Source organism: Dendronalium phyllosphericum CENA369 (assembly GCF_016056275.1).
Lineage (GTDB): Bacteria > Cyanobacteriota > Cyanobacteriia > Cyanobacteriales > Nostocaceae > Dendronalium > Dendronalium phyllosphericum.
On the sequence record NZ_JAECZA010000234.1, the window covers coordinates 1 to 14,783 of the forward strand.

General features: G+C 41.8%; 10 protein-coding genes, 1 tRNA gene and 2 pseudogenes. 8 read left to right on the forward strand and 5 right to left on the reverse strand.

The window, feature by feature from the left end; genetic code table 11:
- Positions 1-262, reverse strand: a pseudogene (locus tag I8752_RS27095) (IS4 family transposase); the annotation flags it as partial.
- A 98-nt stretch (positions 263-360) separates the two neighbouring features.
- On the opposite strand from I8752_RS27095, the pseudogene I8752_RS27100 reads away from it, so the two are divergent.
- The 3 genes and pseudogenes from I8752_RS27100 to I8752_RS27110 all read left to right on the forward strand — a co-directional run.
- A pseudogene (locus tag I8752_RS27100) lies at positions 361-681 on the forward strand (sensor histidine kinase); the annotation flags it as partial.
- Between the two features lie 342 nt (positions 682-1,023).
- Positions 1,024-1,860: a sulfite exporter TauE/SafE family protein gene (locus tag I8752_RS27105; RefSeq protein WP_214435325.1), complete on the forward strand. Its 837-nt coding sequence runs from the start codon at positions 1,024-1,026 to the stop codon at positions 1,858-1,860.
- Between the two features lies 1 nt (position 1,861).
- Positions 1,862-2,239 carry a DUF1634 domain-containing protein gene (locus tag I8752_RS27110; protein WP_214435326.1) on the forward strand — a complete coding sequence of 126 codons (378 nt, stop codon included), beginning with the start codon at positions 1,862-1,864 and terminating at the stop codon, positions 2,237-2,239.
- Between the two features lie 143 nt (positions 2,240-2,382).
- Here the strand turns inward: I8752_RS27110 and I8752_RS27115 are convergent.
- Positions 2,383-2,455: transfer RNA gene (locus I8752_RS27115), tRNA-Ala, on the reverse strand.
- A 72-nt stretch (positions 2,456-2,527) separates the two neighbouring features.
- On the opposite strand from I8752_RS27115, the gene trhO reads away from it, so the two are divergent.
- Positions 2,528-3,430 carry an oxygen-dependent tRNA uridine(34) hydroxylase TrhO gene (gene trhO, locus I8752_RS27120; RefSeq protein WP_214435327.1) on the forward strand — a complete coding sequence of 301 codons (903 nt, stop codon included), beginning with the start codon at positions 2,528-2,530 and terminating at the stop codon, positions 3,428-3,430.
- Between the two features lie 37 nt (positions 3,431-3,467).
- On the opposite strand, the gene I8752_RS27125 is transcribed toward trhO, so the two are convergent.
- Together I8752_RS27125 and I8752_RS27130 are read right to left on the reverse strand one after the other, a co-directional pair.
- The gene (locus I8752_RS27125) at positions 3,468-4,130 is read right to left on the reverse strand and encodes a class I SAM-dependent methyltransferase (RefSeq protein ID WP_214435328.1); all 663 of its coding nucleotides are present in this window, start codon (positions 4,128-4,130) and stop codon (positions 3,468-3,470) included.
- Between the two features lie 179 nt (positions 4,131-4,309).
- Complete coding sequence (locus I8752_RS27130) at positions 4,310-5,389, reverse strand: DUF389 domain-containing protein (RefSeq protein WP_214435329.1); 1,080 nt, start codon at positions 5,387-5,389, stop codon at positions 4,310-4,312.
- An 88-nt stretch (positions 5,390-5,477) separates the two neighbouring features.
- Here I8752_RS27130 and I8752_RS27135 point away from each other — a divergent pair, with 88 nt between their 5' ends.
- The 3 genes from I8752_RS27135 (at position 5,478) to I8752_RS27145 (ending at position 8,800) form a co-directional block, all read left to right on the forward strand.
- On the forward strand, positions 5,478-7,046 hold the full coding sequence (locus I8752_RS27135) for a cation:proton antiporter (RefSeq protein WP_214435330.1): 1,569 nt from the start codon (positions 5,478-5,480) through the stop codon (positions 7,044-7,046).
- 462 nt (positions 7,047-7,508) lie between these two features.
- Entirely contained in the window at positions 7,509-8,366 is an 858-nt protein-coding gene (locus I8752_RS27140) for an SDR family oxidoreductase (RefSeq protein WP_214435331.1), read from the forward strand.
- 176 nt (positions 8,367-8,542) lie between these two features.
- Positions 8,543-8,800 (forward strand): hypothetical protein, encoded by a 258-nt coding sequence (locus I8752_RS27145; RefSeq protein ID WP_214435332.1) that lies wholly within the window; start codon positions 8,543-8,545, stop codon positions 8,798-8,800.
- A gap of 299 nt (positions 8,801-9,099) precedes the next feature.
- On the opposite strand, the gene mgtE is transcribed toward I8752_RS27145, so the two are convergent.
- A complete protein-coding gene (gene mgtE / locus I8752_RS27150) occupies positions 9,100-10,500 on the reverse strand; it encodes a magnesium transporter (RefSeq protein ID WP_214435333.1) in 1,401 nt (466 codons plus the stop codon).
- Positions 10,501-11,313: 813 nt separating this feature from the next.
- Between mgtE and I8752_RS27155 the strand changes: the two genes are divergently transcribed.
- A complete protein-coding gene (locus tag I8752_RS27155) occupies positions 11,314-14,772 on the forward strand; it encodes a PA14 domain-containing protein (protein ID WP_214435334.1) in 3,459 nt (1,152 codons plus the stop codon).
- Positions 14,773-14,783: the final 11 nt, after the last annotated feature.

Sequence of the window (14,783 nt, forward strand, 5' to 3'; positions counted from 1 at the left end):
CACTTAAGGTATTCAATGTTAAAAACCTTTGTATATGCCGTCTACGACTGTTTTGTTGTATTGGTAGAGGTAAGGTTGCTGCCAGTCTTTCTATCTTCACCTGTTTCTGATTTTGTAACAACCACACCAACATTTTCAGAGTGATTAACTGTGCTTTATTTAGGTATTTTTCTAAAAAGTTTTGGTAGAATGATGCCAGCATTATGACGACGGTCTTAATTAAATTACGAGACCGTTCTTTTTTACCATTAAACTGTACCATACAGGTAGCTGCTTAATAACTGTACAGTTCATTCTCAATAAGTACCCACATTTGTTAAGGGGTCTGTGCCTCTCAAACCTTTATCTGGCTAGGTTTAGAGGCGTTTGTCGCCCCTTGAAATTAATGGCATTCAAGCCACACCCAGCGGCGGACAAGTGACGGTGGTTTTAGAAAGTAGCGATCGCTACGCCTTTATTGTCGTCCAAGATACAGGAATTGGTATTGCCCCAGAGGAGCGCAGTCGCATCTTTAACCGCTTCTACCGCATCAATCAAAACCGTTCTCGTGCTTCTGGAGGATCTGGATTAGGATTAGCACTGGCAAGTGCGATCGCTAGTTCTCATAAAGGTAGTATTCAAGTGCAGAGTCAGCTAAATAAAGGCAGTATCTTTACAGTCAAACTTCCTTTACAACACTAAGCAAAAGAGGGTTTGAAAGAGTTTTTGAGAAAGTCTTGTTATTAACAATACCTTTGCCAATTTTTGAAAATGCCCGCAGAGTGATGGTTTCGGGGTATGGGTTTAAACCCTAGTTCAAAAGCTTGAAACCTTTACTGTCTGAGGAAATTAGCTTTTTTCTCTAGCTCTAATCCTCTAATTTTGGCGAAGGTATCGATTAATTTAATTTATAAATTGGAACAATAAAAATATTTGCTTCTATTACTCAATGTTTTTAAAATACTTGTGTAAAGTCAGACCGCCAAAAATTCGAGTTTCGCTTTCTAGTATCAATCTAAAAAAGTTTGTCGCAAAGGAAGCATCATGAACATTCTAGAATTTTCTTTACTGGTATGGCTTGGATCTTTGAGCGCCGGATTTTTGGGAGCGTTAACGGGGTTGGGTGGTGGGGTAGTAATTGTTCCCCTCTTAACTGTAGTTTTTGGAGTTGATATTCACTATGCTATTGGTGCTTCTTTAGTATCTGTGATTGCTACTTCCAGTGGCGCAGCATCTGCCTACGTTAAGGAAGGATACACAAATCTGCGATTGGGAATGTTCCTCGAAGTAGCTACAACATTTGGTGCAATATTCGGAGCAATTGTTGCAGCAAAAATTTCAACTCAGATACTTGCTATTGTGTTTGGAATTATTTTGCTCTACTCAGCATATTTATCCCGTCAAAGCAGGAATGAACATCTCAATAATTTATCATCTAACCCTCTAGCAATTCGATTGAAGCTGACTGGTACATATCCAACACCAGAGGGAGAGCAGTCTTACAACGTGCGTAGTGTAACCTTTGGATTTGGATTAATGTTTGTAGCTGGTGTAATTTCTGGGTTGCTGGGTATTGGGTCTGGAGCGTTCAAGGTCTTAGCAATGGATCGAGTTATGCGTATCCCATTCAAGGTTTCTACAACCACCAGCAATTTCATGATTGGGGTAACCGCAGCGGCTAGTGCTGGGATCTACCTGAGTCGAGGTTACATCGATCCCGGATTAACTATGCCTGTAATGTTAGGGGTACTCTTAGGTGCTGTTTTAGGAGCGCGGATACTGATGAGAGCTAGAGTACCGCTTCTACGGAATATTTTTAGTGTGGTAATTTTGATGCTAGCGCTAGAAATGATTTACAAAGGTTTAACAGGGAAGCTTTAACATGTCTCTAAAAAGGCGTACTAAGTTTGAGCAACGCTTTGAGCAATTTATTGGCAATCTGTTAAGAGTTGGGGTTATCCTTGCCACCACCTTGGTGCTAATAGGTGGAATTTTATACTTAATTCGCCACGGAACTGAGGTTCCTAACTACCAGTTTTTTCGAGGAGTATCGCCGGAGTTTCGCACTCCAGATGGGGTAAAAACATCAATATTATTAGGTCGTAACCGAGGCATTATTCAACTAGGACTACTGCTACTGATTGCTACTCCTGTTATCCGAGTAATTTTTTCTCTATTTGCCTTTATTAAACTACGAGATTTTACTTATATAATTGTGACTTTAATTGTACTCTTGGGGCTGATATACAGCCTAATTTGAGGAAATTATTAGCTCTGTTTTATAAATTCTGGAAGAGATTAATCTGGGATGCTGACAGCATAAGACTTTTATTAATCCCAGAGTGACATAAGAAGGATAAGTCGGCAGAAATCGAATTCAAGCGATCGCTAAAATACTAGATATGGAGGTTAGCGGACTCGAACCGCTGACATCCTGCTTGCAAAGCAGGCGCTCTACCAACTGAGCTAAACCCCCGTAAAATGAAAAAGGCGGGTAAATTTTACTGCCGTTGTTATTGTAACCGAAGATTGTGCCGTTACTAAAGGAATGAAGCAAAAAAATATCCAAGTAGTTGCAGCACTTTATAAATTTGTGCGGCTGCCAGACTTTGCCGAAAAACAAGAACCCCTTTTGTCTTACTGCTTATCGCAAGATGTCAAAGGAACTATTCTGCTAGCGGCAGAAGGTATTAACGGTACAATTGCGGGTTCGCGTCAGGCGATTGACTCAGTTTTGGGCTTTCTGCGTTCTGACCCCCGGTTAGCAGACTTAGAACACAAAGAGTCGCATACAAACACTCCACCATTCGAGCGGATGAAGGTGCGGTTGAAGCGAGAAATTGTCACTCTGGGTTTACCTGAAATCGATCCGAATGAGCAGGTTGGTACTTATGTCAATCCCCAAGAATGGAATGATTTGATTTCTGACCCAGAAGTAACTGTGGTTGATACTCGCAATGATTATGAAGTGAATATCGGTACTTTCAAAGGAGCGCAAAATCCTCAAACTGAATCATTTCGAGAATTTCCTGAATATGTTCGCCACCAGCTTGACCCCAACGAACATAAAAAAGTAGCTCTGTTTTGTACTGGCGGGATTCGCTGTGAAAAGGCTTCATCTTTCATGCTTGCCCAAGGCTTTGCAGAAGTTTATCACCTCAAAGGTGGCATTCTTAAATATTTAGAAGAAGTTCCAAATGAAGAGAGTTTATGGCAAGGCGAATGTTTTGTCTTTGATGAGCGAGTAGCCGTCCGTCATGGTTTGGAGTCAGGGAGTCATGAATTGTGTTTCTGTTGTGGATATCCGATTTCTCAAACAGATAAAACATCTCCCAAGTATGAGGAAGGCATTTCTTGTGCCTACTGCTTTGATAGCCTCACCGCAGAAAAAAGAATGCGTCAGCAAGAAAAATGGCGACAGTACCAATTAAAAATGAAAAATGAAAAATAGCCAGTCTTTGCCATTTTTAATCAGAGAGAATATTAATTTAATTCTTCAGCGCCAGAGTCAAACCATCGGCAATTGGCAATAAGCTGAGACTGATTCGCTTATCTTGATGCAATTTGTGATTAAAGGCGCGAATCTTTTTGGTTCTATTGTCTTGCACTTGAGGATCTGCAACCCTTCCCGACCAGAGAACATTATCGATCGCAATCATTCCTCCCGCACGAATTAGTTGCAGCGATCGCTCATAATAATTATCGTAGTTGCTTTTGTCGGCATCAATGAAAGCAAAATCAAAGCTTTCTGCTTCGCCTGCTGCTAGCAATCGATCCAAAGTCTCTAAGGCTGGGGCGATATGCAAGTCGATTTTATTTGCCACTCCTGCTTGCTGCCAATAACGACGAGCGATCGCGCTAAACTCTTCACTAACATCACAGGCTACTACTTTGCCGTCAGTCGGTAATGCCAATGCCACTACCAAGGAACTATAACCTGTAAATACTCCTATATCTAAAGTTTTCTTTGCCCTCAGTAACTCTACCAGCCACGCCATTAGCTGTCCCTGTTCTGGCGCAATCTGCATTCTAGCCATTGGATGCTGGGCTGTTTCCTGCCTGAGTTGCGTTAATATTTCTGGCTCTCGTAAAGAAATAGACAGTAAATAGTTATACAGATTGGGTTCGAGTCCCAGTGTGTGAGTTGTCATTGGTCAGTTGTCAATTGTCAGTTGTCATTGTCCCCCTTCGGGTGACGCTCGTACCTCGCTAACGCTGCGCTAACGGCAGTTCGCAACCCACGGAAACCCTTACGGGTGACGCTCGTGCCTCGCTAACGCTGCGCTAACGGCAGTTCCTCCACTTGGGGAAACCCCAAGACTGGACTGCCTCACCGCGTCCCTGCGTCCCCGCGTCCCTCCATCCTCTCCTCTGGTTCAGAACTGCGAATTTCCTCAATTTGACCAACTTCAAAAATGAGGGTGAATGTTTGGCCCATCTGTCCTTTTATGAATTCTTCTAATAACTGTACTTGTCGAGGCGTGACAGGTTGCTTTGCCCGAACGCTGAGACGAACAACTGGAGGATTCGCCAACCAGTTGGTACTACTGTTAAGCAGTTGCAATCGTTGAAAAGTAACAGTTCTGTTCAATAATGCTTTTTGCAAGCTGCTTTCTAGTTGTGCTTGGCGGATTAGTCTAAAAAAACTAACACCTAAGGGAATTAATAGGATAGCTGTTAAAACCGCAGTCAAAATCAGTGGTTTGCGTGCCTGAGCGAAAGAAGTATAACCTGCTACCAAAAATATCAGCATACAGGAAAGGGAAATACCTAGTAAGTTAGTCATGTAGAGTAGGGTTGCTCCTAAACTGAGTTCCCAGTTTCCCTTTGCTAAACCTAATCCAATGACGCACACAGGAGGCATGAGAGCAACAGCAATTGCTGTTCCGGCTACACTACCAGAAATTTTCGGCTCAACTTTCGCCCAACCACTAATACCACCAGCTACCACTGCAATTCCTAAATCTAATAGTGTTGGTCTAGAACGGGCTAGTACTTCACTACCATAACTAGGTATCCCTAAAAATAAACCGAGACAGTAGGCAATAACCACAGCCATCACTGTACCTACGGCAACAGCAATTACTCCTTTGCGGAATAAAATAATATCGGCTTGCAAAGCGCCAAAAGCTAAACCCCGAATTGGTAACATCAAAGGTGCAATAATCATAGCTCCGATGATGACGGCGCTACTGTTCGACAATAAACCAAAGCTAGCGATCGCACAGGAGCCAATAATCAAAGTAATGTAAGATGAGTCTAAGTTTGACTCTGCCAGCAAGTCTGTATGTAGCTGTTGGATTTGCTCTGGCTGCGAACCTCTGCGTCGGAAATTTTTAAAGCGGTCTCGAATGCTCCTGCCCAAGACCTTCCTCCTAGAATACTGGGTTAAATCAGGTGTGACAGTCATCCTGTCAACTTAAAGAATTACACTGTACTGGTGTCATCTGAAAATAATTAGATAAACACAAGTGTAAAATTCTACTATAAATCTTTCTATGGTAATGGAATCGGCTATTAGTGAAGAAGTTATTGCAGGCAATCTCAAGCAATTTCTTTTAGTACTTTCGGTATCTTTAGGTGTAGCCACGCTACCGCAGATATTTAGCTGGTTTCGTCAGATACCTTACACATTACTACTAGTAATTGTAGGGTTAGGGTTAGCATTTGTTGATGTCCGTCTGGTGACTCTTTCCCCCGAATTAATTTTGTTTATTTTTTTACCTCCACTCTTGTTTGAAGCCGCGTGGAATTTGAAATGGCTGGACTTGAAGCGGGATTTAGTACCAATTTGCCTCTATGCGGTGTTCGGAGTAATTATTTCTATTGTGGGGGTGGCAATAGGTTTGAATCAATTCGCTGGACTATCGTTAACTACAGCTTTACTTATCGGGGCCAGTTTGTCTGCTACCGATCCGGTTTCTGTTACAGCTTTGTTTCGGGAATTGGGGGTAGGAAAGCGCCTTGTCACCTTAATGGAAGGCGAAAGCTTATTCAATGATGGTATGGCAGTGGTGGCCTTTGGGTTTTTGGTGGCGCTACCTTTGGGAACTGCTCAATTGGGGCTGCAACCAATTTTGATCCAGTTTTTTACAGTTGTTGGTATCGGGGTAGCAGTAGGAGGTTTAATTGGCTTTGCGATTTCCTATCTTACCCAGCGCTTCGATTTGCCTATGGTAGAACAATCTTTAACTTTGGTATCCGCTTACGGTACTTACTTGATTACTGAAGACTTGGGCGGTTCTGGGGTAATGGGGGTTGTCACTACAGGCTTAATTTTAGGCAACTTTGGCTCTCGTATCGGTATGAATCCCCGAACTCGGATTATCGTATCTGAATTTTGGGAATTTTTAGCGTTTTTTGTCAATTCAATTGTTTTTTTGCTGATTGGCGACCAAATACACTTTGTTGTTTTAGGAGAAAACCTGCCATTTATTTCGATCGCAGTAGGAGCAATGATTTTGATGCGGGCAGTCGCTATTTATCTCCTCAGCAATTTGAGTACTGCCATCACCAAATCAGCGATCGCCTTACCAGAGCAAACTATACTCTGGTGGGGAGGATTACGCGGTTCTGTTTCCATTGCCCTAGCATTGAGCGTACCAACAGTACTGCCAGAGCGAGAAAAAATCATCGCTACAGTGTTTGGAGTCGTTTTATTTACCCTACTAGTTCAAGGATTGTCAATTAAACCCCTGTTGCAAAAACTCAAGCTTTTGGGCGATGCACCTATACGCGAACAGTATTTGGAGTTTGTTGCCCGTCACGTGGCCCTAGAACGTGTTTTGCAACACCTGCAAACAGATAAACATCCAGGCAGGGATCGAGAGTTTTACCGTTACCAAGAGAAACTCATCATAGGTGAAATTGAGAATCTACAAGGTTCAATTGACAAGTTGCAAAGTGAATATCCCAATCTTCAAACCTTTACAAATGAACAGTTGCGAGGAGAACTGCTAGCAATTGAAGCGGATACTTATGCAGAATTTGTCAGGTCTGGTAAGTTAAATAAAGAACTTTCGCCCTTACTCCAAGACGTTTTGCAGCACGAAAATGATAAATATTGAAGATGGGCGCTTTTGAGAATTCGTCGCGGGTCTTTTTACCTCAAGCTTTTGTTCTAACTTCTAAATTTCTTTTACCTCTTAAGGCTGAGTATATTTCAATTTTCTTTCCATCTACAGAGTGATAAACTCCAGCAACTTACATAGTTAACTTGAATCAGATGAACAGGAGAAATCCTCCATCTAAGAGAGTTGTGTACTTGTTTTCGTGGTCAGATTAAGAGCGTGTGTCAGGTGTGAGGAGAAATAAAGTCGGTCACGTGCAGTTGTCAGCAATTAGTACGTTTGGCTTACATCAAGGCTAAAAACACCTCAACTTGCTAGTTGTAAGTAGGTGTCAAAGTAACAAGTAAACCTTGGTTTGAATTATCGATCCAAGGTTTATTTTTGGAAATCGTCAAAGTAAAAAAATATTTATTGTGATTTCCCCATCTTAAATTCTTAGTCAACGATTGGAAGAATTTTATGCCAGAAGAGCAAACATTACAGCCACCACAGCAACAGCAACCACCAGGTACTGAATCAGAAATGACACCAAAACCACAAGCAGATGACGATCGCTATCGAGGTAGTGGTAAGTTACAAGATAAAGTGGCATTAATTACAGGTGGAGATAGTGGTATTGGTCGTGCTGTAGCGATCGCATTTGCCAAAGAAGGTGCAGATGTGGCCATTGTTTACCTCAACGAACACGATGATGCTAAAGAAACCAAGCATTTGGTAGAAAAACAAGGACGGCGGGCGGTAGCAATCGCAGGCGATATTACCGATGAAAATTTCTGTCAGCAAGCTGTACAACAAACCGTAGATGAATTTGGCAAACTAGATATTTTAATTAATAATGCTGCCGAACAACATCCCCAAAAAAGTATTGAAGATATTACTAAAGAACAATTAGAGCGGACTTTTAGCACGAATATTTTCTCGATGTTTTACCTGACAAAAGCCGCTCTCAATCACTTGCAACCAGGCAGTGCGATCGTTAATACCACATCCGTGACAGCTTATCAAGGTAATCCACAACTACTTGATTACTCTTCTACCAAAGGTGCGATCGTTGCCTTTACCCGTTCTTTATCGCTAAATTTGATAGATAAGCAAATTCGGGTTAATGCTGTAGCACCAGGTCCGATTTGGACACCTTTAATTCCCTCGACTTTTCCAGAAGAGAAAGTTGAAAATTTTGGCAAACAAGTGCCGATGCAACGCGCAGGACAACCTGAAGAAGTTGCACCCAGCTATGTATTTTTAGCTTCTGATGATGCTTCTTATATATCTGGTCAAGTGTTACATCCCAACGGGGGAAATGTAGTCAACGGTTAAATAAAAAGGTTAAGAGTTAAAAATTAAGAGTTATGAGAGTTATTTAATTATTCATTCTCGCCCTAAATTTTAACTCTTAAGTCTATTTGCTTGTCTTCCATGAGATGGATGCACTAATGTTGAAAAATTGCTAATTTAACAAAGCATAGACAATTATTAAAAAGAACTACAGACCTATGGCATCTGCAAAACCATTGCATGGCACAGAACTAGTAGATTGTGCTAGAGCAAATGCGAAGCAGGGAATTGAAACTGCTGCTTATCAATGTGGTTATGGCGACGATCTCAATACTTTTGCAAGAGAACTACGCCAAGCTTGTGAAGAAATGAATTTACAAGTTAAGGAACTCAGCGAACTGATTACCGACCAAGACCTGATATTGCAATTGGGTACGGGCGAAGTCGTAGCTCCAGATACGGCTTCAGAACTATAAAAGTTAAGAGTGAGGAGTGAGAAATGTTGAAGAAAAAATATTTAACTCACAACTCACAATCCATATGGCAAAGTGCTGAGTGCTGAGTGCTGAGTGCTGAGTCAAAACACAGTTTTTGTAAAGCTTTGGGCAATCGCAACTGTCCTAACCGATGTGACTACAGCTATAACTCATAAATTGTCAGAAAAAGGAAGTCAGAATAGTTTAAGAATCAGGCGAATATTTGATACATGAATATCTTACTTGATACTAGAGTCCCGATCAATTCTGACTTCTGACTCTTGGGTGCTGAATTCTTACTATAAATTTAAAATTACCCGCGCTAAGTTAAAGTAAATTAAAACGCCCAGCACATCAACTGCTGTAGTAATAAATGGGGCCGACATCAACGCCGGATCTAAACGCAAAAAGCGAAATAAAAACGGCAGTGCGGAACCAGAGAGCGAAGCTAAAACAGAAATAGCTACCAAACTGCTACCTACAGCGATCGCAACTTCTAATCGCCCTTGGAGAAAGAAAGCCCATACGGTAGCGATAGTACCTAACATTAATCCCAATAACGCCCCGGCGATCGCTTCTCGGCCAATTACCTGCAATGTACCCAGCGATCGGATTTCGTCGGTATTCATCCCGCGAATTACTACTGTAGAAGACTGAGCGCCAACATTACCACCTGTACCTGTCAGTAAAGGAATAAACGCTGTTAGCGTTACCACTTTTGTCAAGATATCTTCTTGGGACTTAATAATTGTTCCTGTTACAGTGTTGGTAATCAATAAGACCAACAACCAGATAACCCGCTTACGGGCAACTTTCAATAAATTAGTTTGAAAATAGTTGTCGCCATCGGTTTGCACGCCACCACCCAAGGCGTAGATGTCTTCAGTAGTTTCCTGCTGAAGAATATCAATCACATCATCAACCGTGACAATCCCCACTAAACGCTGTTCTCTATCTACCACAGGCACAGCCAAAAAGTCATATCTTTGAATCAATCTGGCGACTTCTTCTTGGTCTGTATCTGTATGGACAAACACTACATCGCGGGTCATGATTTCGCCAATTGCTTCATCTGGCTGGGCTGTGACTAAATCACGCAGTGACAACATACCAGTTAACTGCCTCGCGCCATCAGTAACGTAAAGGTAATAAATCATCTCACTAGCATTAGCTAGGCTGCGAATTCGCTCTAGGGCAACAGCAACCGTAAAGTTTTCTTTTAGAGAAATTAACTCTGGTGTCATGATTCGCCCAGCTGTGTCAGCTTCATAACCTAAAAGTTGGGCTGTTGCTTCGCGTTCTCCAGAACTAAGTTGCTCTAGCAAGCGATTGACAACTTTTGCAGGTAGTTCATCAAATAACCTAGCGCGGTCATCTGGAGACATTTTATCGACAATCTCGCGCACATCCTGACTTTTCAGCTCCTCAATTAAACGTTGTTGAACGCTGTAGTCTAGATATTCATAAACCTCGATCGCTTCATCCTTAGAAAGCAAACGAAAAGCTAAAGCGTGCATTGCTTCTGGCAAACCTTCAATCGCCTCGGCAATATCCGCATACTGAACGGGCACGAGAATCGCTTTTGCTCCCGGCAAGTCACCTGCCTCTAACAACATTTGCAGTTGAGTTCTCACTAAATCTCGCAATTCCCTGCGTGAAACATTCTGGAGGCTAGAGTTTAAATTATTTGTCTCAGTCAAAGTCCACTTTCCTTAGCCAGTTTTAACAAGGTTGCTGCCCTTAGTCTAGGGGAAAGTGGTAATGTGAAACGTTTAACTTGTAATGTTTCCTACTTTCAGTCGAGCTTTTTATTTGCAAAAATTTACATTTTTGTACGTATTTCTTTTAATACAAACATAAATTTTAGAGAAATAGCGACACATATTTATCTAATTTCTGCAACAATGCTGTGTAATTCCACAGAGAAAAAGTTTGATTTTTTTAAATCTTTAAATAACAAATATCTTCTTTATCTAATTTTTATCTACTTAGTATCTTCATGATTGAGACGGCAAGGGATTATCCCGTATTTTGGGAAATTTCATGCCAGCTTGGTCAAAAATTTGAGCTAGCTTTAAAAAGCTAGAGATTAATGTAAATATTTAAACAACATTCTCAAAAAGAATAGACATAGTAACGAGATATGTTGTCAAATGTGTAATCGATTAATTCAGAGAAAGTACTTAAGTAGTTAAATGTCAAAACATTACGCTAAATATGCAAGTACGTGCTTGCTTTTGCTGAATACTGTTTTACTTGAAGCTGCGTATACTTTCATCTCAAGCTAATCGTAGGAATATCCAACAACCAAGATAGATGTTTTCCTCTCTATCTGACTAGTAAGCAGATAGTAACAGCATCAATCAATTAACAGGTTAATAGAATCTGCAACTTAAATAATATATTTACGTTTTTACTTTCACGTATATTTTTACCAAATTTTCAAGACAAAACTAATCCTGAAACAAGTATTAGGGCATTAGTTGCAACATTGTTTTGAGGTATTGATCTCAATGAATGATTACTCAAAAGCTCAAAGTTCATCGGTTCTTGACAAACCGCTAAATTCTGCAATTGCTACTAAATCTCCTTTAGAAGCGATCGAACAAGAACAACCAAAAACTTTCGCTCGCTCTAGTGATGCTAATTCTGTGAGTTTATCTGCATTAGCAGCTAACAATACCGGAAATGGACTCGATGCAGAGTATTACGACAATCAAAACTTCACAAACTTGAAGTTAACGCGTGTAGATCCGACAGTCAACTTTAATTGGGGTAAGGGTTCTCCTGCTGCGTCTATAGGTGCTGATACCTTCTCAGTACGTTGGACGGGTCAAGTAGAAGCCAAATATAGCGAGACTTATAACTTCTTCACCACGACTGATGATGGCGTGCGACTGTGGGTAGACGGGAAGCAAATCATCAATAGCTTTGTGAATCAAACTGCCGCAGAAGTTAGCGGGGCGATCGCATTGGTTGCTGGTCAGAAGTACGACATTAAAATGGAGTACTTTGAACATTACGTTGATGCTGTTGCCAAACTCTCTTGGTCTAGTCCCTCTCAGACAAAACAAATCATTCCTCAGTCTCAACTGTATAGCAATACCGATATCACTCCTCCTACTGCTACGGCAAATGCCGCCAATCTAACTACAGGTGGTGGAGATAGCTATACTTTCACTGTGAACTACAGCGATAATACAGCCGTTAATGTTGCCAGCTTGGATAATAACGATGTCATTGTGACTGGGCCGAATGGCTTTACTCAATCGGCAGCTTTGGTTAGTGTAGACAATAATAGCAATGGTAGTCAGCGCATCGCTACCTATAAAATTAATCCTCTAGAAGGAACGACTTGGAATATCTCCAACAATGGCACTTATACAATAGCGTTGCAAACTAACCAAGTCAGCGACACTAAAGGCAATTTTGCTAGTGCTGGCAGTATAGGCAGTTTCCAGGTCAATATCGCTGGTACTGGTACGGGACTCAACGCAGAGTATTACGACAATCAAAACTTCACAAACTTGAAGTTAACGCGTGTAGATCCGACAGTCAACTTTAATTGGGGTAAGGGTTCTCCTGCTGCGTCTATAGGTGCTGATACCTTCTCAGTACGTTGGACGGGTCAAGTAGAAGCCAAATATAGCGAGACTTATAACTTCTTCACCACGACTGATGATGGCGTGCGACTGTGGGTAGACGGGAAGCAAATCATCAATAGCTTTGTGAATCAAACTGCCGCAGAAGTTAGCGGGGCGATCGCATTGGTTGCTGGTCAGAAGTACGACATTAAAATGGAGTACTTTGAACATTACGTTGATGCTGTTGCCAAACTCTCTTGGTCTAGTCCCTCTCAGACAAAACAAATCATTCCCAAGTCTCAACTGTATTTACCAACAGAACCCACTATCAGCCTGGGATCTTCAGTCACGACTGTGAGCGAATCCGCTGGTAATGCAGTTATCAATGTGGTGCGAACTGGCGATTTAAGTGGCACTGCTTCAATTAGATACGCAACTACTGCTGTGACTGCCGAACAAGGCAAAGATTACGGGACGGCAAACAGCGGCAGTGAAGTTATAGGTAGACTCAACTTCGCGGCGGGAGAAGCCAGCAAACAGATATTGATTCCTATCATTAACGATTCGTTAAAAGAGCAAAATGAAACTTTTTCTGTTGCCATTGATGAGCCAGATGGAGCAACTTTAGGAGTTCAGAGAACTCTGACAATTACAATTCAAGATGACGATAATACAAACCTCAGCTTTACTGAGCCAGAAGTCAATGAGAATGTCGGTACTGCTAAAGTGACCGTTTCGCGCAATAATAGTTCGGCAGTTGCGAGTGTAGACTACACGACCGTGGATGGTACTGCTAAAGCTGGTTCTGATTACACTGCTGTATCTGGAACCTTGAACTTTGCTGTCGGAGAAACCAGTAAGACAATTTCTATCTTAATTAAAGATGACACGATCGCAGAACCAAACGAAAAGTTTTCTTTGAAATTCAAGAATGCAGTTGGAGTAGGATTAGAGCAAGACACGGCTGTAATTTCCATTATCGACAATGACCCAGGTAGCTTTACCAAACAAACTGTAGTTGACGGATTGAATGAACCCACAGCGTTTGACTGGACACCTGATAATAGCCGGATGTTCGTTGCTCAAAAAGATGGGGTAGTCAGGCTGATAGAGAATGGCACTTTACTATCAAAACCATTTATTGATATTTCTGCACAAGTAAATGATATACGCGATCGCGGTTTGTTAGGCATTGCCGTGCATCCCGATTTTGGCAAAGCTACTAACCCGAAAAACTACGTCTACCTGCTGTTCACCTACGATCCCGCAGAAACCGATCCCAGCAATTCCAAAAACAATCCCAATGCGACGTTAGACAATCGCGATCAGTCTGGTAACCGTGCTGCACGCCTAATTCGGGTAGAAGCTGACCCCAGTACCAACTACACAACTGCTAAGGCTGGCAGCGAAGTTGTTTTGCTAGGTAAAAACGACCTTTGGCAGTACATCAGTCACCCTGACAAGGATAGCACAGATGTTACACAGAACTATGCACCATCAGGGATTCTCAACAAAACTACTGGCAAGCTGTTTACCAGTATGCAGGATTATCTAAATAATCTTAACAACGCCACAAACGTTGAAGATTTTATTGCTACCGATAGTCAATCCCATTCGATTGGTACTATACGTTTCGGTACTGATGGTTCTCTGTTTGTTGGCGTTGGCGATGGAACTTCCTATAACCAAGTAGATCCTCGTGCAATTCGCGTTCAGGATGTCAATAATTTATCTGGTAAAATCCTGCGAATTGACCCAATCACAGGTGAAGGCTTATCCAATAATCCCTTCTACAACTCTAGTAACCCCAATAGCAATGCTTCTAAAGTTTGGAACTACGGTCTACGTAACCCCTTCCGCTTTACCATCGATAAAGATACCAACACTCCTTATATTGGTGATGTGGGCTGGCAAACTTGGGAAGAGGTCAATATTGGCGTAAAAGGAGCTAACTTTGGCTGGCCGGGTTATGAAGGTGGTCTGGATGCCAACGGTAATACTGTCAGCCTCAAACAAGGAAGTTATGCTTCCTACACCGCTATTGCTTCAAAACTACAAGCTTTGTATGATAGCGGCACTGCCATAGCGCCAACTTACACTTACAAACATTATCGCGATTCTACTGGCAACAGTTCCGATGCGATCGTTGTAGGCGATTTTTACACAGGCAACACTTTTCCTTCAATCTATCAAGGTACATTGTTTATTGCTGATGCCAGTAAAGGAACTATCGATAATTTGACACTTGATAGTGAAGGCAAAGTCGTCTCAGTGAGACGATTTGCGACTAATGCCGGAGCGCCCGTGCAACTCACTACTGGAGAGGATGGCAATCTATACTATGCAGACTTGTATGGAGGGAAAATTATGAGATTTACACCTGCTTAGAGATAAAGAGC

Bases quoted from the DNA above. Each gene is read 5' to 3' on its own strand.
- I8752_RS27130 (WP_214435329.1), bottom strand. From the start codon at position 5,389: ATGACTGTCACACCTGATTTAACCCAGTATTCTAGGAGGAAGGTCTTG.
- trhO (WP_214435327.1), top strand. From the start codon at position 2,528: ATGAAGCAAAAAAATATCCAAGTAGTTGCAGCACTTTATAAATTTGTG.
- I8752_RS27105 (WP_214435325.1), top strand. From the start codon at position 1,024: ATGAACATTCTAGAATTTTCTTTACTGGTATGGCTTGGATCTTTGAGC.
- I8752_RS27135 (WP_214435330.1), top strand. From the start codon at position 5,478: ATGGTAATGGAATCGGCTATTAGTGAAGAAGTTATTGCAGGCAATCTC.
- I8752_RS27140 (WP_214435331.1), top strand. From the start codon at position 7,509: ATGCCAGAAGAGCAAACATTACAGCCACCACAGCAACAGCAACCACCA.
- I8752_RS27155 (WP_214435334.1), top strand. From the start codon at position 11,314: ATGAATGATTACTCAAAAGCTCAAAGTTCATCGGTTCTTGACAAACCG.
- I8752_RS27110 (WP_214435326.1), top strand. From the start codon at position 1,862: ATGTCTCTAAAAAGGCGTACTAAGTTTGAGCAACGCTTTGAGCAATTT.
- I8752_RS27125 (WP_214435328.1), bottom strand. From the start codon at position 4,130: ATGACAACTCACACACTGGGACTCGAACCCAATCTGTATAACTATTTA.
- I8752_RS27145 (WP_214435332.1), top strand. From the start codon at position 8,543: ATGGCATCTGCAAAACCATTGCATGGCACAGAACTAGTAGATTGTGCT.